At 68.1% G+C, this 19,439-nt stretch carries 17 protein-coding genes and 1 pseudogene; 9 read left to right on the top strand and 9 right to left on the bottom strand.

The window, feature by feature from the left end:
• Window positions 1-196 precede the first annotated feature (196 nt).
• Complete coding sequence (locus JAO74_RS09250; RefSeq protein ID WP_199037238.1) at window positions 197-925, bottom strand: FadR/GntR family transcriptional regulator; 729 nt, start codon at window positions 923-925, stop codon at window positions 197-199.
• A gap of 140 nt (window positions 926-1,065) precedes the next feature.
• Window positions 1,066-2,259, bottom strand: a complete 1,194-nt coding sequence (locus JAO74_RS09245) for an oxidoreductase (RefSeq protein WP_199037236.1) — start codon at window positions 2,257-2,259, stop codon at window positions 1,066-1,068.
• 1,276 nt (window positions 2,260-3,535) lie between these two features.
• On the opposite strand from JAO74_RS09245, the gene JAO74_RS09240 reads away from it, so the two are divergent.
• The 6 genes from JAO74_RS09240 to JAO74_RS09215 all read left to right on the top strand — a co-directional run bounded on the left by JAO74_RS09240 (window position 3,536) and on the right by JAO74_RS09215 (window position 10,432).
• A complete protein-coding gene (locus JAO74_RS09240; RefSeq protein ID WP_199037234.1) occupies window positions 3,536-3,865 on the top strand; it encodes a hypothetical protein in 330 nt (109 codons plus the stop codon).
• Between the two features lie 48 nt (window positions 3,866-3,913).
• On the top strand, window positions 3,914-4,918 hold the full coding sequence (locus JAO74_RS09235; protein ID WP_199037232.1) for an AAA family ATPase: 1,005 nt from the start codon (window positions 3,914-3,916) through the stop codon (window positions 4,916-4,918).
• On the top strand, window positions 4,884-7,553 hold the full coding sequence (locus tag JAO74_RS09230; RefSeq protein ID WP_199037230.1) for a S8 family peptidase: 2,670 nt from the start codon (window positions 4,884-4,886) through the stop codon (window positions 7,551-7,553). Before JAO74_RS09235 ends, JAO74_RS09230 begins: the two co-directional genes overlap by 35 nt.
• Window positions 7,550-8,503 carry a hypothetical protein gene (locus tag JAO74_RS09225; RefSeq protein ID WP_199037228.1) on the top strand — a complete coding sequence of 318 codons (954 nt, stop codon included), beginning with the start codon at window positions 7,550-7,552 and terminating at the stop codon, window positions 8,501-8,503. The genes JAO74_RS09230 and JAO74_RS09225 overlap by 4 nt, the downstream gene beginning before the upstream one ends.
• A 235-nt stretch (window positions 8,504-8,738) precedes the next feature.
• Complete coding sequence (locus JAO74_RS09220) at window positions 8,739-9,167, top strand: LexA family protein (protein WP_233150825.1); 429 nt, start codon at window positions 8,739-8,741, stop codon at window positions 9,165-9,167.
• A complete protein-coding gene (locus tag JAO74_RS09215; RefSeq protein ID WP_199037226.1) occupies window positions 9,164-10,432 on the top strand; it encodes a Y-family DNA polymerase in 1,269 nt (422 codons plus the stop codon). The genes JAO74_RS09220 and JAO74_RS09215 overlap by 4 nt, the downstream gene beginning before the upstream one ends.
• On the opposite strand, the gene JAO74_RS09210 is transcribed toward JAO74_RS09215, so the two are convergent.
• On the bottom strand, window positions 10,433-10,840 hold the full coding sequence (locus JAO74_RS09210) for a MerR family DNA-binding protein (RefSeq protein ID WP_199037224.1): 408 nt from the start codon (window positions 10,838-10,840) through the stop codon (window positions 10,433-10,435).
• A complete protein-coding gene (locus JAO74_RS09205; protein ID WP_199037223.1) occupies window positions 10,837-11,130 on the bottom strand; it encodes a hypothetical protein in 294 nt (97 codons plus the stop codon). Before JAO74_RS09205 ends, JAO74_RS09210 begins: the two co-directional genes overlap by 4 nt.
• Window positions 11,131-11,227: 97 nt before the next feature.
• Here JAO74_RS09205 and JAO74_RS09200 point away from each other — a divergent pair, with 97 nt between their 5' ends.
• The 3 genes from JAO74_RS09200 to JAO74_RS09190 are packed head-to-tail and all read left to right on the top strand — an operon-like array spanning window position 11,228 to window position 12,605.
• Window positions 11,228-11,977: a MauE/DoxX family redox-associated membrane protein gene (locus JAO74_RS09200; protein WP_199037222.1), complete on the top strand. Its 750-nt coding sequence runs from the start codon at window positions 11,228-11,230 to the stop codon at window positions 11,975-11,977.
• Window positions 11,978-12,014: 37 nt separating this feature from the next.
• Entirely contained in the window at window positions 12,015-12,347 is a 333-nt protein-coding gene (locus JAO74_RS09195) for a hypothetical protein (protein ID WP_199037221.1), read from the top strand.
• 45 nt (window positions 12,348-12,392) lie between these two features.
• Window positions 12,393-12,605: a hypothetical protein gene (locus JAO74_RS09190; protein WP_199037220.1), complete on the top strand. Its 213-nt coding sequence runs from the start codon at window positions 12,393-12,395 to the stop codon at window positions 12,603-12,605.
• Window positions 12,606-12,636: 31 nt separating this feature from the next.
• Here JAO74_RS09190 and JAO74_RS09185 read toward each other — a convergent pair whose 3' ends face one another.
• The 5 genes and pseudogenes from JAO74_RS09185 to JAO74_RS09165 all read right to left on the bottom strand — a co-directional run bounded on the left by JAO74_RS09185 (window position 12,637) and on the right by JAO74_RS09165 (window position 19,396).
• The gene (locus JAO74_RS09185) at window positions 12,637-12,870 is read right to left on the bottom strand and encodes a hypothetical protein (protein WP_199037218.1); all 234 of its coding nucleotides are present in this window, start codon (window positions 12,868-12,870) and stop codon (window positions 12,637-12,639) included.
• Window positions 12,863-13,714, bottom strand: a pseudogene (locus tag JAO74_RS09180) (cation diffusion facilitator family transporter). Before JAO74_RS09180 ends, JAO74_RS09185 begins: the two are co-directional and overlap by 8 nt.
• A 52-nt stretch (window positions 13,715-13,766) precedes the next feature.
• Window positions 13,767-16,988 carry an efflux RND transporter permease subunit gene (locus JAO74_RS09175; RefSeq protein WP_199037215.1) on the bottom strand — a complete coding sequence of 1,074 codons (3,222 nt, stop codon included), beginning with the start codon at window positions 16,986-16,988 and terminating at the stop codon, window positions 13,767-13,769.
• A 3-nt stretch (window positions 16,989-16,991) separates the two neighbouring features.
• Entirely contained in the window at window positions 16,992-18,140 is a 1,149-nt protein-coding gene (locus JAO74_RS09170) for an efflux RND transporter periplasmic adaptor subunit (RefSeq protein WP_199037213.1), read from the bottom strand.
• Window positions 18,137-19,396 (bottom strand): TolC family protein, encoded by a 1,260-nt coding sequence (locus JAO74_RS09165; RefSeq protein ID WP_199037211.1) that lies wholly within the window; start codon window positions 19,394-19,396, stop codon window positions 18,137-18,139. The genes JAO74_RS09170 and JAO74_RS09165 overlap by 4 nt, the downstream gene beginning before the upstream one ends.
• Between the last annotated feature and the right edge of the window lie 43 nt (window positions 19,397-19,439).

The raw sequence follows: 19,439 nt of genomic DNA, 5'->3' as shown, positions 1-19,439 counted from the left end.
TAACGTCCGACAATAGCGATCGATTTCGCCATGATCCTCTCCTGTCGGGGCATCGGCAGCGATGTCGCGCCAAGATGTTCTGCCCCTCATCTGTCATGTCGGACTATATTTGGCGGTTCTGGTCGGTCAACGCCGAATTGCAACGCGGCTCGGGAGCCGCACAAGATGTGCCGGCGCCGAACGGCTGCGCGTAACGTCAATTCGTGGCGAGGCGCGCTTCGATTTCCAGGGCGGCTTCCGTGTCTAGATGCGCCTGATTGACGAGCGCCCGCGTCGCCTCGCCGGCCGCCGCCGGGTCGCCATTGGCAATCGCTTCGAACAGCGCGCGATGTTCGGGGATCGGGTTTCGGGGATGTTTTTCGTGACGGTATTTGAAGAACGTCGTCCATCGCACCGCCGCCGATATGCTCGCCGACAGACTGACGAGCAGCTCGTTACCGGTCGAATCGAGGATGACCGAATGGAATTCCTGATCGGCAGCCCGGCCGATCTCGCTGGCCAATCCGTGCGTCGACATCGTTTCCAGCGCATGGCCCATTGCCGACAGATGCCGGGCGGTCCGCTTGACGGCGGCGATCTCGGCGGCGGCGGGCTCGACGATCATCCGCAGTTGAAACAGGCTGTGGACGAACGGCAGCGGCGGTGCGCCCTCGAACATCCAGCCGAGCAGTTCGGGGTCGAGCAGATTCCAGTCATGGCGGTCACGCACCCTGGTGCCGGTCTTCGGGCGACCTTCGACCAGTCCCTTGGCGGCAAGCGTTCTCAGCATTTCACGGACCACGCTGCGTGATACGCCCAGCGTTTCGGCCTGTTCGATCTCACCCGGCAACACGGAGCCGGGCTGATGACGACCGGTGACGATCGCGACGCCCAGTTGTTGCGCCAGCATCAGATGTGCCGGGCGCGTCCGTTTCCCAGCCGCCATCATGCTCCTCCCGCCATCACATCGACAGCTTTACGCGGACGGTATCACCCGACGCAAGCAGGAGGACATCGCTGTGCTCCCACATATACCTCCACGGAGTTAATTTGTGAGACAAGCTAATAGGCAGTCGAGGGAGCAGGTTATGCGGCACCTGTTGCTTCTGATGGCGATCCGGTCCGTCGGCGGGCCGGTCCCCGCCGGCGTGTCAAACCTCGGGCGGATTCCCGCTCGGTCGGAAGACGATGGAGGGCGATATCCGCGGCGGTCCGCTCGTCGTCGGTGAGCGGCACGGCGATGCGCGATCCCGCTGCGGCGGCGGTGCGCACCGCCTCCACGACCGCCATCACGGCAAGCGCCTCGACCGGTTCGACGGGGTTGCGACCTTTGCCCGCGAGCGCCGCGGCGATACCGCGATAGTAAGCGCGCTGGTCGCCCGGCAGCGCCGGACGACGTTCCGTGCCGCCCACGCGATGGATCAGCAGTGGATCGGAGTCCTCGCCCCAGTCGGGCTCACCCGGGCACATGCCACCCAGCAATTGTTCCTCCTGCCGGTCGGCGAAGCGCTTGATCATGCTCCCACCCGTGCCGTGGACCGTGAACCGCGCGGTGCCGCCTGCGGCCAGCATCGTCGCCTGAAGCACCACCCGGCGATCGCCGTAATCGAGGATCGCATGCGCCCAGTCGTCGGTGACCGCGCCCGGGCGTTGCGCCGCCAGCGACCCCTGCACTCGGTCCGGCACGCCGAACAGCGACAGCGCCTGATCGACCAGATGCGGCCCCAGATCGAACCAGACGCCGCTGCCGACGCCGGCCCGCTCGCGCCAGCGATCGCGGACGGTCGGGCGGAAGCGATCGTAATGCGATTCGAAGTGCGTGACGTCGCCCACCACCCCGCCGTCGATCGCCGCGCGGATCGTCAGGAAATCGCTGTCCCACCGCCGGTTGTGAAACACCGATAGCAGCACGCCATGCGCCGCCGCCAGTGCCAACAGGTCGCGTGCCTCGTCCAAATCCAGCGTGAAGGGCTTGTCGACGACGATATTCCTGCCCGCCGATATCGCGGCGCGGGCGAGGGGGGCGTGCGTATCGTTCGGGGTCGCGACGACGACAAGGTCGATATCGCCGGCCGCGATCAGCGCCAGCGGGTCGGCATGGACGACGACATCGGGGAAATCCGCGCGGACCTTCGCGGCGTCGCTGGACGCGACCGCGGCCAGCGTCAGGCCCGGCACCGACGCGATCAGCGGCGCATGGAAGGTCTTGCCGGAGAATCCGTATCCGATCAGCCCGACCCGTATGGGTAAGGAAATCGTGCCGCTGCGATCTGGGTCCATGATCAGTCTGCCGTTTCGTCAGGGGGGTAGGCCATCATGCGCACTCATATGACAGGTCCTGCGGCGTGGTTCCCGATGGAATAGCGCTTCGATGGCTGGGTCGTTTCAACAACGTCTGCACCGGCCATTGCGTTCACGCCGCGCCCGCTGCCGGACCGCAAACGGCTGATCCTGCATTGGCATCCCGGCCAACTGCGGGAGGGTAGGGCGGAACAGGGCGCTGGTGCGAAGTGCAGCGTGCGTGCGTGCGCGCGATATCGCGGTACGGCTTGATCGCTTCCTTCAGGCGGTTCTCGATCGTGAGCGCATCGCCGATCGCGGAGGTAACGAAGCGCGCGCACGTACCTGCCAACCCGACCCATCCTCCCGACCACGCCGCGCCGCAGCGCGCTCTCGAACGCTGAGGTCCACCATAACCATTCCGCTCCTTTGTGTTACCATCATCATTGTATCGCTCGTTTGGCGCGCAGCGCGCGTGCTGATCAATTACCGATGGCGTCGGCGGTAGGCGCAGATCATGTACGACGCGCTTAGCGGTCTCAATCGGAGCCAGCCGCCGGCGCTGATCTATGGCCGACTGCGGGCGATGGATGCGCTCGCAAATCCACGTTGTGACGGGTCAATTACCCCACACACCACCGGAAAAAGCTAAGCCTTTGAAGATGGTGACCCCTACGGGAGAGATCGCCGTCTCTGGAAAACGGCGGAAATCCTGGAGTTGCGGAAGGTGACCCCACGGGCTCTATACCTGCGGGACCCACTCATCTCTATACCAGCGACACGTCCGCGCCGCAGCGGTGCCGCGGCGGAACGGCCGTAGATTTTCAGGATGGGTGAGTCATCCGCAAACGGAAAAAGGCTCGCTAAGGCGTGCATGTGCGGAGGCGGATGACGGTTCCGGCAGGAGGTCAGGGGTTCTCGGCGCCACGGGAGGTGAGCAGCTTCGCGGTCAGCGTCCTGGCGTCGAACCGGGACATCAGGTCCGAACGGACGGTGATCCTGATCCGCTCCAATTGCCGCTGGATAGCTGTGCGCGATTGATGACCAGACCGGCACCCTCGATGACCGGATGGGACACGATCTGGTTGAGCGGCATGCTCTGTCAGCGATCGCGGCGTCTCGGGTCTGCGTCCAGCCATGAGACTTCAGCTCCTCCAGAGCCGCGGACTCGAACCGCAGTGAGTTCATTATGCGCCCTCCGGTATGTGTCATTCTATGTGACGAAAAGCGTAACTTTCATCTTGTATGTGTGACACTGCGTGTTCACATTGGTCTGATGGACGAACCGGATGCATTCAGAGCCGCTCTCTGGACCTATGTGGGCAGGCAGCCGAGCAAGAGGGCTGCCGCCGACGCGCTTGGCATCACTCGTACAGACCTCTATCGGTACTTGGGTGGTGACACCGCTCCGCGCTCGACGCGTCGAGAGGAGATGATGAGGGCGATGGCGACGGGCATGCGTCCGATGACCGGTCTGTCAGGTGACGATTTCTTAAATCTCAGCGTAGAAAGTGTTACGCAGTTGCGTGACATACTGTTACACTTGGTGTCACTGCTCGACCTTGACCTGGCGAGCAGGCGCGTCAATGAACGGAAGGGCGGCTGATCGCTAGGATTCGGCCGTGGCGGTGTATCGATGAGTAGAGCGGACCTGGTGATCCAGCTGGCGGAAGCCGGCGCACAGAACGATCATGCGAAGCTGGAGCGGACGGTAGCCGCGCTGGTTGCGGAGGCGCGCGCAAAGCAGCATCATACGCTCGCCGACCGACTCTCCAAGGCGCTCGGTGCCGTGGCGCCGCCGTCGCGCCAGGCTCCTCGAGCGGTCGGAGGTACGTTCCTGCCCGACAAGGTTCGCGATCTGGTGATCGAGCGCCCCGCTCGGCGCAGCCTCGACGATCTGGTACTGCCGCCGGAGGTCGAGGCGCAGGTCCGCGACCTCGTCGAGGAGCAGTACGAGGCCGACCGTCTGCGTGCGAACTCGCTCGAGCCGCGTCACAGGGTCATGCTCGCCGGCCCGCCGGGCAATGGCAAGACGACGCTCGCCGAGGCCATCGCCTCCGCGCTCGGCGTACCGTTCATGACCATCCGCTACGACGCCGTGATCGACAGCTATCTCGGCGAGACGTCCGCGCGGCTGAAGCGCGTATTCGAGTTCGCACGCTCGACACCCTGCGTTCTGTTCCTCGACGAGTTCGACGCACTCGGGAAGGAGCGCGGCGACATTCACGAGACCGGCGAGATCAAGCGCGTCGTGTCCTCTCTTCTCCTCCAGATGGACGATCTGCCCTCCTATACGGTGATCGTCTGCGCCTCCAACCATCCCGAACTGCTCGACCGCGCCGTGTGGCGCCGCTTCCAGCTGCGTCTCGAGCTGCCGATGCCGACTCGTGCCGACTTCCGGCGCTGGCTCGAACACGTCGGTGCCGACCGGAAGGCGCTGGGCATCGATCCGACCGCGCTCGCGCGCGACCTGGAAGGCGGGAGCTTCGCCGAGGCGGAGGAGTTCCTCATGGACGTAAAGCGCAAGATCGTGCTCGCGAAGGGGTCGCCCAAGGCCGTCGTCACGCAGCAGCTGAAGGCGTGGAAGGGGCGGTTCGGCCCCAAGGCGGGAGAGAACGTAGAGGATGGCGCGGGAGATACTGCCGCTCGGGCGGGATAGGACGAAGAAGCAGGAGTTCATCAAGGGTCAGCCGGACCGGCGCAAGCGCCGGAAGGTTCCGGTCGATCTACAGGTGCAGCGGCTCGGTCCGGTGCTCGAGAAGAGCTTCCGGGACATTCTCGATCGCGACGACATCAAGGTCGCCGACGATCCATCCGCGTTGGCCCCGGAGCGGGCCTTGGTCATGGAGATCATCGGATCACCCGCGCGCTTCGTCAACGCGGCGAGCAAGGTCGGTCTGGAGTGGCTGGCCGAGGAGGTCGCAGTCCTTCACGGCGTCAGGTCGTACTTCGACCCCGGCTCCGACCCGGTCGAAGAAGATGACGAGGAAGCCGGCTCGAATGAGCAGGACGGCGTGCTGACGGAAGCCGACGGCGACTTCCTGCTGGACGACGACGTTCACCCGGCCGACGAGATGCCCGGTACGCTGTATCTGGGCATGCCGACCAAGGCCACGTTCGAGACGCTGCAGAAGCTCTGGGACCTCTACGCGGCCAAGAAGGAGGCGCCGGATCGCCACGGCGACTGGTGGAAGCTGTTCGGGCTGCTGCATCAGCTGCGCCCTTGGGGGCCGCAGGATCGGATCGCCGAGGCGACGCGGCGGCGCCTGTCCGACGAGCGGTATCGGCCAGCAGGCCAGGACCTCCGACTCGAGGTCGACCTGTGGTATCGCGGGGATGCCGCCCGGCGCGACGAGGCGGCCGCCGACTTTCGGTCGGCGGTAGAGACGCTCGGCGGCAGCGTGATGGACGAGTTCCGCGTCGAAGAGATCCGCTATCACTCGATGCTGGTCCATCTGCCCGGTAGCGCCATCGATGCGATCGTGGCGCGGACGGGACCGATTGCGCTGGACGACGACGTCATGTCGATCCGCCCGCAGAGCGCCTTCCGGTTTTCCGTCGAGAAGCCCGTGACCGAACAGGTGCCGGACGAGGAGGACGACGACGGCGAGCCCGATCGCGCGTCGATCGGTGCGCTGATCGACGGCTGGCCCATCGAGAACCACGTCAAGCTGCGCAATCGTCTCGACGTCGTCGAGCTGGACGTCGCTGATAGCCTCGCGCCGGTCTCGACGCGATATCACGGCACCGCGATGGCGTCGCTGATCCTGCGCGGCGATCTGCACGAAGACAATCCGCCGCTTCGTCGCAGGCTGAAGGTAGTGCCCGTGCTGGCGCCGGACGGCGGGGTGGAGACCCCGCCGAGGGATAGGCTTGCGCTGCGACTGATCTACCGCGCGGTCGAGGACCTGAAGGCTGGAACGGGGGGCCAGGAGCCGAGCGGCCGTGACGTGGTGATCATCAACCATTCGATCTGCGACGAGGCGTTCGGATTTGCCGGAGCGGTGAGCCCCTGGGGCCGGTTGCTCGATCACCTCGCGTGGAAGTACCGCGTGCTGTTCGTGGTGAGCGCGGGAAACATCGTCGATCCGTTCGATCTGCCCGCCTATCCGACCGCCGCGGACATGAGGAAGGCGACGCCCGAGCACCGGCAGGCCGAGATGCTGCGCGGCATCGACGGGGCGAAGGCGAAGCGGACAATGTTCTCCCCTGCGGAGTCGGTGAATGCGCTGACGGTAGCTGCCGCGCACATTGACGGATCGACACTGACGCTTCCTGCCAACAAGACCGACCCCTACGGCACGCTGGCGGCGCCGAACCTCGGGTCCGGGCTCGGCCACGGTTTCAACCGGTCGGTGAAGCCGGATGTGATGCTGCCTGGTGGTCGTCAGGTCGCCCACCCGACGGAAGGGGCCGTCCTGCAGGTCCACGGCCGGGAGTTCGCCGACTACATCGGCCAGCGGGTGGCGATGCCGGACCCGACGCTTGGACGGCTGGACTTCACCCGCATGTCTTCGGGAACGAGCAATGCGGCAGCGCTGGCGACGCGCGCCGGCATGCTGATCGGCGACGTCCTAGACGACTCCCCGGCGCTCAACGCCGCTGGGCCATGGTACCGCCGCGACACCGCGCCGTGCGTGCTGAAGGCGCTCATCGCTCATGGAGCCGGGTGGGGCGAACTCGGTCGCACGATGATCGACATCCATGCGCCGGCGGGCCATCACGAGCGTCGCAAGGAGGCGGTCGCGCGTGCCATGGGGTATGGCGCGGTGGATCCAGACCGCATCTTCGGTGCTGGCGGTCACCGCGTAACGCTTCTGGCGGAGGATCACATCGTCAAGGACGAGCGCCACATGTGGCGCGTTCCGCTGCCCGACGAGCTTCGTTCCTATGCGGAGTTCAGGCGCATCGTCGTGACGCTCGCCTGGCTGACGCCGGTATCGCCGAACAGCTCGCAGTACCGCACGGTCGGACTGTCGCTGCTCGGCGGAACGGGCAAGTCGGACCTGTGGGAGGGTGTCCACCGCGTCGGCCACCAGCCGGCGATCGGCTTCGGTCGTCGTGGCACCCTGATCCACTCCGTCTACGAAGGCGACCGCAAGGCCATTCCTTTCGGCGATGACGGCGGGTTCGAGATCAACGTGCAGGCCGTCTCGAAGATGCCCGGCATGACGGCCGTGAGGATACCATATGCGCTCGCCGTCACGATCGAGGTGGCGGATTCCATCAACGCGGACATCTCGGCATCCGTTCGAACCCGGGTGCTGCCGCAGGCACAGGTAGGTAGCAGATGAGCGATTTCGACGAGGAGCGCAGCCTCGGGTATCAGCCCGACGATCAGGTGGCCGACTATCTGGAGGCGATCGGCGATACCGAGGGCGCCGCGCTGCTACGCGAAGCGGGCATTCGTGGCCAGGGTATCGGGCGGCTGCTCGGCAAGGCCTGGAGCCACACGTCGCACGTCGTCGGCTTCGTCGAGGAGAGAGGCGCCGGCCAGCCTGCTGCGGCGCGGGTACCCATCCGGTCGGCCTTCGAGGCGGAGGCGGACCCATCGCTGATCGGCACCCAGATCAAGGTGACGCTCGACGTTTTCCAGGTTCACGAATATCCGGGTCTGAGCCCGCACAGTGTCCTGTTCGACTTTCAGGGCCGCGACCAAGCGGGAAGCGAGGCGCAGGATCTGCAGTTCGCCAGCGTGCTGAACGTCAACAGCCATGATCGGGCGGCGGTGAACGGCGTGCCGATCTTCACCGGCCTGACCGTTCCCGGGGACGGGCTGTCCTTCAAGGCCACGACGATCCGCATCGGCAGCAGCAGCGATCAGGCGATCGTCGACGTCCTCGAAAGCTCGGCGTTCAAGGAAGGGCTGAAGCTCATGGGGACCCTGCAGCCCGCATTGCCGCAGCTTGTCGGCCTTGCCGCCGGAATCACGAAGAACATCTCCAATCGTTTCCTCAACAAACAGATACAGAGCTTTGACCTCGGTCTGGACTTCGGGGCGAACCCCTCGTCGATCCGCCTGCGGCGCGGATCGTATGTCGTCGTCCAGGTTCCCGGACGCGACTCATGGCGGTGGGGGGACTGGAGCCTCGACCGGCACACGATGGGCGTCGTCGACTCCGAGGGGAAGCCCGCGCCGTTCAACGTCATCGTCTTCGGCGTGACCGGCAGCACCTCGACGGAGGCTCGATCCGCCATCAGGTCCGAGGGGCAGACCGCGCTGGACGCCTCGAGGAACGCCTGACTCTCGTCTGCATTGCTGGACCATCGGCCAACCGAATGATCCGCGACGGCTGCCATGAGCGGCCGCGGTCATCCCGTTGCGCGTGTATTCTCCTCGACGACAACGCCGCCGGCTACTGGCGACGGCTGCTCGGGCCGGACATGTCCCGGATCTGGCACAAAGAATCTGAGTCCGAGCTGTTCCCGGAATGTTCACCCCGTCCTACAAAGGCTTGATGACATTCCCGCGAGCAAGCATGCCACCCCTGACGCTGCACGAGCTGCCGTTCGAGATGGTGCCGCTCGAAGCTCGACTGCTGGTCGAGACTACGCCTGCGGGTTTCCCGTCCCCGGCGCAGGACGACATGGACGAGCCGATCGATCTGGCCTCCTGGCTGATCGATCACCCGGCGGCGAGCTACGTCATGCGGGTTGCGGGACACTCGATGGTCGATGCGGGCATCGCCGACGGTGATCTCGTGGTGGTGAGCCGTGCGGTCGAGGCGCGTCCCGGCGACATCGTCGTCGCGCTGGTCGACGGCAGCCGCACGATGAAGCGGCTGCGGCGTTCAGCTGGCCGTCTGTGGCTGGTACCGGAGGCGGAGGGCTACGACCGGATCATCGTCGACGAGACCGTCGAGGTCTGGGGCGTCGTCGTCGCGCTGGCCCGGCGATACAGGCGGTGACCACGGTCGCGCTCATCGACTGCAACAACTACTACGTCAGCTGCGAGCGCGCGTTCGACGCAAGCCTGAACGGCGTCCCGGTCGTCGTGGCCAGCAACAACGACGGCTGTGCGATAGCCCGCTCCAGCGAGGCCAAGGCGCTCGGCGTGAAGATGGGCGATCCCATCCACCTGATCCGCGACCGGCTGAACAAGCATGGCGTGGTGGTGCGCTCGTCCAACTACACGCTCTACGGCGACATGCAGCGGCGGGTGGTCGCGGCGGTCGAGGAGTTCGCCAGCGAGGTCGAGATCTATTCGATTGACGAGACCTTCCTCGACCTGGAGCCGTTCGCCGACCGCGATCTGGTCGATCACGCCAACGCCATGCGCGATCAGGTACGCCGCTGGACGACGATCCCGACCTGCGTCGGCATCGCGCCGACCAAGACGCTGGCGAAGCTGGCGAACGCCGCGGCCAAGAAGAACCCGCTGTTCGACGGCGTCGCCGACCTGCGCGATCCCGTCCTCCGGTCCTGGGTGCTGGACCGCTTCCCCGCCGGCGACGTCTGGGGCGTCGGTCGGGCGACGGCGACGAAGCTCGCGGAGATCGGCATCACGACGGCCGGGCAGATCCGCGACATGCAGATGAAGCAGGCGCGCGGGCTCGGCACCGTGGTGCTGGAGCGCCTGGTGGCCGAGCTGCAGGGCGTGGCGGCGAGCGCGGTCGAGGTGATCGAGCCGCAGCGCAGGGGCATGGCCGTGACGCGCAGCTTCGGGACGCCGGTGCACGACATCGAGACGCTGATGGGCGCGGTGGCGCAGTATGCGATGCGTGCCGGCGAGAAGCTGCGCCAGCATGGGCTGGTCGCAGGTCAGCTGAGCGTCTTCTTCCACACGAACAGGTTCAAGGCCGGTGCCGGTCAGTACCAGGGAGCGCGCCGCATGGCGCTGCACCCGATGACGGCTGACTCGCTCGAGCTGCTGGCGGCTGCGCGGCGCGGCGTCGAGGCCGCGTGGCGCGACGGCTACGCCTACACCAAGGCCGGCATCATGCTCGACGATCTCGTTGCGGCGGAGCTGCGGCCCCGCACCCTGTTCGAAGGCGACGTCGAGCGGCGCGACCGGCTGATGACCGCGCTCGACGAGGTCAACGGCAGGTTCGGGAAGTTCACCGCGGTGCCGGCGGCGCAGGGGTTCCGGCGCGACTGGAAGATGCGGGCGGAGAACCGCTCGCCGGCCTGGACCACGCGCATCGACGAGGTGCCGACGGTCCGGGCCGACTGATCAGCCCGCGTCAAAGGCGGTGAGGATCGGACAGGGGCCGTCCGAGCCGCTGCCGCATTCGTGCGCGAGCCGTCGCAGCGACGTGCGGGCGCGCTCCAGCTCGGCGATCTGCGCGTCGAGCGCGGTCAGGCGCTTGGCGGCAAGTGCACGGGCACGCGCCCGGTCGTCGGTCGCATCCAGGTCGAGAAGCTCGCCGATCTGCTCGAGGGTGAAGCCGGCCGCCTGAGCGGAGCGGATGAAGCGCAGGCGGCGGACGTCGGCCGGGCCGTATCGCCGGATGCCGCCGCCGCTGCCTGCCCCGTGCGGGCGGCTCGGAGTGTCGAGCAGACCGCGGCGCTGATAGTAGCGGACGGTCTCGACGCCGACCCCGCCCTCGGCGGCGAGCCGTGCGATCGTCAGGGCGGTCATGCCCGGAAGCGGTCGGCGCGTGAGATCTGCTCGGCCAGAGCGTCGAGGACGGTCCCGACGATGGCGGGCGGATCCGAGATGCCGCGCAGCTGGTTGCGCAGGGCACGGGCCTCGAACAGCGTCAGTTCGAGCCGACATTCGGCGCCGCCGTCCTGGGCCCTGGCCTGCCAGCCGGCGGCGAAGGCCTCGCCGATCGGGTCGGGTCGCCGTGCGGTGTCCCCTTCCGGCGAGGCGCTGGACCACCAGTGGCGGAACGCGGTCGCCGCCGGATCGGAGGCTGGATCGCTCATGATGTTCGTCCCCTTGCAGGTCGGCTGCGGAGCGCCCTTGACCCCGTACCATGGTACGGCACCCATATAGGCTCCGACAGGACATCGGAGAAGACGAATGGCGACGGCGGCGAAGAAGGCGATCCTCTACAGGATGGTGATGCCGACCCACGTCTGCCCGTTCGGGCTGAAGGCGAAGGACCTCCTCCGGCGCCAAGGCTACAAGGTCGAGGACCACTGGCTGACGACCCGCGAGGAAACGGATGCGTTCAAGGCCGAGCACGGCGTGAAGACGACGCCGCAGACCTTCATCGGCGGCGAGCGCGTCGGCGGCTACGACGACGTGCGCCGGTTCTTCGGCAGGGCCGTCGCCGACCCGAAGGCGGTGACGTACCGCCCGGTGGCGGCGGTCTTCGCCATGACGGCGTCGATGGCACTGGCGGCGAGCCTCGCGGCGTTCGGAACGCCGTGGACGGTGCGTGCGGGCGAGTGGTTCGTCGCGTTCTCGATGTGCGTGCTGGCGCTGCTCAAGCTGCAGAACGTCGAGAGGTTCTCGAGCATGTTCCTCAACTACGACCTGCTGGCGAAGCGATGGGTGCCGTATTCCTACGTGTATCCGTATGCGGAGGGGCTGGCCGGCGTGCTGATGGCGGCCGGCGTGCTCGCCTGGCTGTCCGTGCCGGTCGCGCTGGTGATCGGGACGATCGGCGCGGTGTCGGTGATCAAGGCCGTGTACGTCGATCGACGGGAGCTGAAGTGCGCCTGCGTCGGCGGCGACAGCAACGTGCCCCTCGGCTTCCTGTCGCTGACGGAGAACGTGATGATGGTCGCGATGGCGGTGTGGATGGCGCTTGCGGCCGCGCACTGATCTGGCGCGATGCGGCCACACGTCCTAGAAGGCATCCATGAGCTTCGGCCGTCTCCTTCGTGCGTTCGCACTGACGCTTCTGGGCGCGATGCTGCTCGTGCGCATGGGGCCCATGTGCGAGGCCATGGCCCAGGCCGCCCCGCTTCAGGGCGCGCATGCGGCGATGGTCGGCTGCGACCGCGCGCCGGGCGCGCCGGTCAAGAAGGCGCCGCCGGTCTCCTGCGCCGGCGCCTGTGTCGCCACGTCGGTCGACGCGCAGGTCGTGTCGCCGGCACCGACTGCGATCTCGGACTCGGCGTCCGCGTCGCTTCATCCCGTTCTCGAGGGCCGCTCGGGCGGCCCGTCGCCGCCACCTCCCCGCAGCGCCTGATCGCCTGATCTTTCCAGACAGTCACGCATTCGAGGATACCGACACATGAAGACCATGAAGTACATCGGCGCAGCCATCGCGCTCGCGCTCGTCCCCGCCACCGCGTTCGCGGCCGCAGACTGCTGCGCAGACAAGACCTGCTGCAAGGATGGCGCGGACTGCTGCAAGGACGGCAGGAAGGACTGCTGCGACGACATGAAGAAAGGCGGCGATCACGCCGGCCACGACATGTCCGGCATGAAGATGCCCACGAAGTGAAGCTGCCGGCGGGGGCCTGCGCCCCCGCCGCTCAGTTCTCGCCGTCCGGGTCGGTGCCGCCGTTGACCCGCCACGGGCGGTTTCGCCCCGGCAGCCGCAGACGAAGCGTCGCCGCTCTTCCGCGGATACCGTCCACCGTCCTGTTCAGGCCCCGCGCGATGTCGCCGATCGGCTGACGCGACGCGATGCGGCGTCGAAGCTCGACGTCGTCATCCTCCGACCACCGCCGCGGCGGTCTTCGTCCCGCCGGCGGGTCGTCAGGCATGGACCTCGTGTCCGTCGCATGCAGCTCCAGATCTCTCGGTCTGCACGGTGACGTGCTCGATGCCGAACCGGTCGTCGAGCGTCGCCGTCACGCCCTGCCGGACCGCATCGGCGTCCGCCCCTGCCGCCAGCGTAACGTGCACGGTGCAGCTCACGTCGTCGTTCGACATCGACCACACATGGAGGTCGTGCAGCCCGGCGACGCCCGGCACCGCCGCGATGGCGGTGCGGACCTCGGTCAGGCGGAGGCTCGACGGCACGCCCTCGAGCAGCACGTTGGCGGTGTCGCGCAGCAGGATCCCGGTGCGCGGCAGCACCCACAGACCGATCGCGACCGCGACGACGGGATCGATCCACGTCCAGCCGGTAAAGCGGATCGCGACCGCGCCGGCGATGACGCCGATCGATCCGATCATGTCCGCTCAGACCTCGAGGTATGCGCCCTTGACGTTGAAGCTGGCGTCCGTGCCCGCCGTCAGGAGCCGCATGGAGACGAGGTTCACGACGAGGCCGAGGGCGGCGACGATCATCATGCCCCAGGACTGGGTCTCCTGTGGCTCGGCGAAGCGCCGGATCGCCTCGACGAAGACGTAGATGGCGATGCCGAAGAGCAGCACCGCGTTGAACGCGGCGGCGAGGATCTCGAACCGGCGATAGCCGAACGTCCGCTTCTCGTCCGGCGCCTTGCGGCCGAGCCGGATCGCAAGCAGCGCGATGACCAGCGCCGCGACGTCGGTCATCATGTGCGCGGCATCGGACAGCAGCGCCAGGCTGTTGAATACGATGCCGCCGATCACCTCGGCGACGAGGTAGGCGGAGGTGAGCGCGAGCGCCCACCCCAGCATCTTCGCGTTGGCGCCCGCGGTATGGTCGTGGGAATGGCCGGCGGTTTCGTGATCATGCGCCATGGAGCGTCTCCCGTGCGGGGGTTTCGGAGTCGGTGTCCGCGGCACGCCACCCGCCGAAGCGGGCGTAGAGCGTCGGCAGCACGAACAGGGTCAGCAGCGTCGCCGAGATCAGGCCGCCGATGACGACGGTGGCGAGCGGCTTCTGCACTTCCGCGCCTGCACCGTGGCCGAGCGCCATGGGCACGAAGCCGAGCGACGCCACGAGCGCGGTCATCGCGACGGGCCGGAGGCGGGCGAGCGCCCCGTCGTGGGCGGCCCGCACCCGGTCCATGCCGCGCGCCATGAGGTCGTGGATCGACGACACCATGACGAGGCCGTTGAGGACGGCGATGCCGGACAGTGCGATGAAGCCGACCGCCGCCGAGACCGAGAAAGGCATTCCGCGCAGCGTCAGCGCCAGTACGCCGCCGACGAGCGCCAGCGGAACGCCGGTGAAGACGATCACCGCGTCCCTCACCGACCCGAGCGCCCCGTAGAGCAGCAGCATGATGACCGCGAAGCAGACGGGCACGACGAGCAGCAGCCGATCACGTGCCGAGGCGAGGTTCTCGAACTGCCCGCCCCACTCGACGTACGTCCCGGGCGGCATCCTCACCTGCGCGTCGATCGCCGCCTGCGCGTCGGCCACCACGCCGGCGACGTCGCGATCGCGGACGTTCGCCTGGACGACGACGCGGCGCTTGCCGTTCTCGCGGCTGATCTGGTTCGGGCCGTTGACGACGGCGATGTCGGCGACAGTGGACAGCGGCACGAAGCCGCCGGCCGAGGTCGGCACCGGAACCTGCGCCACCTCGGTCAGGTCCGATCGCGACGCTTCGGATAGACGGATCACCACCGGGAAGCGGCGGTCTCCCTCGAAGATCACGCCCGCCTCCCGACCGCCGATCGCGGCGGCGACAGTGTCCTGGACGTCGCCGGCGGTAACGCCGATCCGCGACATCGCCATGCGGTTCGGGCGGATGTCGAGCATCGGCAGTCCCTCGGTCTGCTCGACCCGCACGTCGACGGCGCCGCGCGTACGGCGCAGGATGTCGGCGATGCGGCCGGCCGCGTCGTTCATGCCGCCGAAGTCGTCGCCGAACACCTTGACCGCGATGTCGCCACGGACGCCCGCAATCAGCTCGTTGAAGCGCATCTGGATCGGCTGAGTGATCTCGTAGGCGTTGCCGGGCAGCGTCGAGAGCCGTTTTTCCATTCGTTCCACCAGCGCTTTCTTGGGCAGGCCGGGATCGGGCCACTCCGCACGAGGCTTCAGGATGACGAAGGTGTCCGTGGCGTTCGGCGGCATCGGGTCCGATGCGATCTCGGACGTGCCGGTGCGCGAGAACGCGAAGCGGACCTCGGGCTGGCGCGCGAGCATCTTCTCGACCTGGAACTGCATCGCCTGGCTCTGGTCGACCGAGGTGCCGGGGATACGCACCGCCTGGACGAGGATGTTGCCCTCGTCGAGCTGTGGCAGGAACTCCTGCCCCAGGGTCGTGAACGCGACGCCGGCAAGTGCCAGCGCACCCACCGCGACGCCGAGAGTGACGCTCGGCCGCGCCATTGCCTTGTCGAGACCGGGCTCGTAGCGACGACGCAGCCAGCCGATGATGCGGCTCTCCTTCTCGTCGACCGGTCGGCTCATTGCGATGGCGATCGCGGCCGGCACGAAGGTCATAGACAGGACGAAGGCGAAGACGAGAGCGATGATGACGGTGAGCGCCATCGGCTCGAACATCCTGCCCTCGACGCCGGTGAAGGTGAGCAGCGGCGCATAGACGAGGATGATGATCGCCTGGCCGTAGACGGACGGGCGGATCATCTCGCGGGCTGACGCCGCCACCAGGTCGAGGCGCTGTCGGAGCGGCAGTGCATCGCTGCGGCCGTGCTGGGCGTCGCCGAGCCGGCGCAGCGCGTTCTCGACGATGATGACGGCGCCGTCGACGATCAGGCCGAAGTCGAGCGCGCCGAGGCTCATCAGGTTGGCCGATACGCCCGCCCGCAGCATGCCGATGCTGGTCAGCAGCATGGTGATGGGGATGACCAGGGCCGCGATCAGCGCCGCGCGGAAGTTGCCGAGCAGCGCGAACAGCACGACGATGACGAGCAGCGCGCCTTCCGCCAGATTGCGCGCGACGGTGGCGATGGTCGAATTGACCAGCTCGGTGCGGTTGAGCACCGGCTTGACGACGACGTCTACGGGCAGCGCGCGGCCGATCTCCTGCAGCCGCCTGCCGACCCCGGTGGACACGGTGCGGCTGTTCTCGCCGATCCGCATGACCGCGGTGCCGACGACGACCTCGTGGCCGTTCTCGGATGCCGAACCCATGCGCAGCGCCTGTCCGGTGCGGACCGTGGCGATCTGGCTGAGCAGGATGGGCACGCTCTCGCGCGTTGCGATCACGGTCCGCGCAAGCTCGTCGGCGTTGCGTACCCGCCCGTCCGCGCGGACGGCCAGCCCCTCGCCGTTGCGGTTAACGACGCCCGCGCCGGCGCTGGTATTGTTTCGCTCGAGCGCGGTGGCGAGATCCTGCAACGTGATCCTCATCGCCGCCATGCGCTGGATGTCGGGAACAACGAGATACTGCTTGGTGTAGCCGCCGAGACTGTCGACGCCGGCGAGGCCCACGCTGCTCTTCAGCTGCGGCGTGACGATCCAGTCCTGGACCGTGCGAAGGTAGGTAGCCTTGTCGGCCGCCGTGACGAGATGGTCACCCTCCGGCGTGATATAGCTGCCGTCCTTCTGCAGCCCGGGCTCGCCGTTGCGGTGATTGACCTCATCGAGCTCGCGGTATTCGACCGTCCACATGAAGATGTCGCCGAGGCCGGTGGCGATCGGCCCCATCTCGGGGGTCACGCCCGCGGGCAGGCTCTCCTCCGCCGTGCGCAGCCGTTCGGCCACCTGCGCTCTCGCGAAGTAGATGTCCGTCCTCTCGTCGAAGACGGCGGTGACCTGGGCGAAGCCGTTGCGGCTGAGCGAGCGGGTGTATTCGAGGCCGGGAATGCCGGCGAGTGCGGTCTCGACGGTGAAGGCGACCTGCTTCTCGATCTGGTCGGGCGACAGCGCCGGCGCGACCACGTTGATCTGCACCTGGTTGTTGGTGATGTCGGGGACGGCGTCGATCGGCAGCCGCTGGATGGCGAATATCCCGGCGAGCGCCGCGGCGAGCGTCAGCAGCAGGACGAGCCAGCGCTTCCCGACGGCGATGGTGACGATGCGTGAGAGCATGGCCTAGTCCTCGTCCTTCGCTTGCGCCTTGCCGAGTTCGGCCTTGAGCGTGAACGAGTTGGTGGAGGCGATGCGCTCCTCGCCGGTCAGGCCGGCGGTGACGGTCACAGAGCCGCCGTTGGTCCGGCCGAGTGTCACGGGCGTCGCCTTGAAGCCCGACGGCGTGCGGACGAAGACGTGCGGCCTGTCGGCGATCATCTGCACGGCGGCCGATGGCACGGCGATGCTGCGATCGCCCGTGGCCGGCAGCAGGACCGACACGCCGACGTTCTCGCCGACGCGCCATGTTCCGGATGCGTTGTCGATCGTTGCGATAACCGGCACGAGCCGTGTGGTCTCGTCGAGGATCGGCGAGACGAAGGTCACGCGGCCGTCCTGGCGCCGTCCTGCGGACGTCACCTCGACACGTGCGCCAGGCGCGACGCGACCCGCGTCGGCCGGCACCAGCGACATCGTGACCGACACCTTGGCCAGGTTCGCGACCCGGAAGATCTCGGCGTCGGCAGCGATCTGCTGGCCGAGCGTGGCCGACCGGGCGATCACCTGACCGGAGATCGGCGAGCGGACCGTGATACGGTTGAGCGCGCCGCCGCCGCCGCCGGTGGCCGACAGCTGCTGACGGGCGAGCCGCAGCGCGATGTTCGCCTCGGTCGCGGCAGTGCGGGCGGCGACGAGATCCTGCTCGGGCGACACGCGCTCGGCGAACAGGCGCTGCTCGCGGCGCAGGTTCGACTGTGCCAGCGCGGAGCGGGCGCGCGCGGCCTCGATCTCGGCGTTGAGGCTCGCGGCCTCCCGGCTCTCGATGACGGCGAGCGTGTCGCCGCGGCGAACCGGCTGGCCGAGATTGCGGGTGAGCGAGACGAGGCGCCCCCCGATCGCGGCCGAGACGACCTGCACGCCCTGGGGGTCGCCCTCGATGGTGGCGGGCAGCTCGATCGCGCCGGCGACGCCGCCGACGGTCGGGCGGGTGACCTCGATGCCGGCGTCGGCGATCTGTTGCGTTGTGAGCGTGGCGGCCTTCGGGTCGCCGGGGGCGGCCTTCTCCGTCTCGCCTGCCTCGCCGGCGTTCTCCACCGGTTCGGCGGAGCGGCCGCAGCCGGACACGGCGAGAGCCAGGACCGCCGGCATGGCGGCCTTCATCATGCGGTTCATCGTTGATCGTCCTTGGGAAGCGGCGCGGCGGCGGTCAGCCGTTCCAGGCGAGCCTGCGCATCGTGATGGGCGGCCAGAGCGTCGATCGCGACCGTGCGGGTCTCGAGCAGGGTGCGTTCGGCGTCGAGCAGGTCGAGCTGCCCGAACTTGCCTTCGCGGTAGCCTATGCGCGCGATCCGGGCGGCCTCGGTGGAGGCCGCGAGCGCCGGTCCGGCGGCGTTGCGCGCCGTGGTCGCGGCGTTCTCGGCCTCCGCCTGCGCGGTCGCCAGGTCCTGCTCGACGTCGAGGAGCGCGATGCGGCGCTGGGCGTCGGACTGCTCGCGCTGGGCTTCGGCCACGGCGATGCCGGCGCGCCCGTTGTTGAAGACGGCGAGCGGGATGGAGATGCCGAACACTGCCGCGACGTCGTTGGTCTGCTCCAGCCGCCGGGCGCTGGCGCTGACCGTCAGGTCCGGATCCCGCTGACTGCGGGCCAGACGTACCTGCGCGGTAGCGGTGTCGAGGTCTGCGCGGGCTGCGGCGGCCGTTAGGGTCCCCGACGCCGTGCGGCGCGCCATGTCCGTGGAAGGCACGCTGTCGAACCACGAGCGATCGAGCTGACCCACCGGCATGCCGAGCAGCCTGGCGAGATTGCCGGATGCAGCCTCGGCCGAACGACGTGCCCGTTCGAGCGCCCCTTCGGCGGAGATGCGGACGACATCGGCACGCTGCTCCTCCAGCGGCGACGCGCGACCGGCCTGAACCCGCACGCGCGCTGCACGCAGGACCTCGGCGGCGATGCCGACCTGATCCTCCGCGACCTCGACACGGCGCTGGGCTGCGGCTGCGGCGCTGTAGGTCTGCGTGGCCCGCAGGCGGAGATCTGCACGTGCGATCTCGGCCTGGAGACCGGCCCGGCCGATCTGCGCGTCGGCCACGGCGATGCGGGCGGCACGCTTGCCGCCGAGTTCGAGCGGCAGCGCGAGGCCGAGCGTCGTCTCCGACGATCGCAGCCCCCGGTAGATGCCGGTGCCGGCGACGTTCTCCGCCTCGCCGACGATCGACGGGTTGGGACGAAGCCCGGCGACGCGGCGCTGCGCCTCTGCGGTACGGATGCCGGCCGCAGCTGCGTCCTGGAACGGCGATGCGGCGCCCGCCCGGTCGAGCGCCTCGGCGAGCGTGAGAACCGGCGCCGGAGCGACGGTCCGGTCGGTCTGGGCCTGCAGCGACGATGCGCAGGCGGCTGCGGCCAGGACGGCCGCGATGATGCGATGCATGGAATGCTCCTGACGGTGTTGACGCGGGCGCGCATCCGCGCGC

It is taken from the genome of Sphingomonas mollis (assembly GCF_016427505.1).
GTDB lineage: Bacteria > Pseudomonadota > Alphaproteobacteria > Sphingomonadales > Sphingomonadaceae > Sphingomonas > Sphingomonas mollis.
The sequence above is the reverse complement of the archived record's forward strand: the minus strand, read 5'-3'. Positions and strand labels throughout refer to the sequence as shown.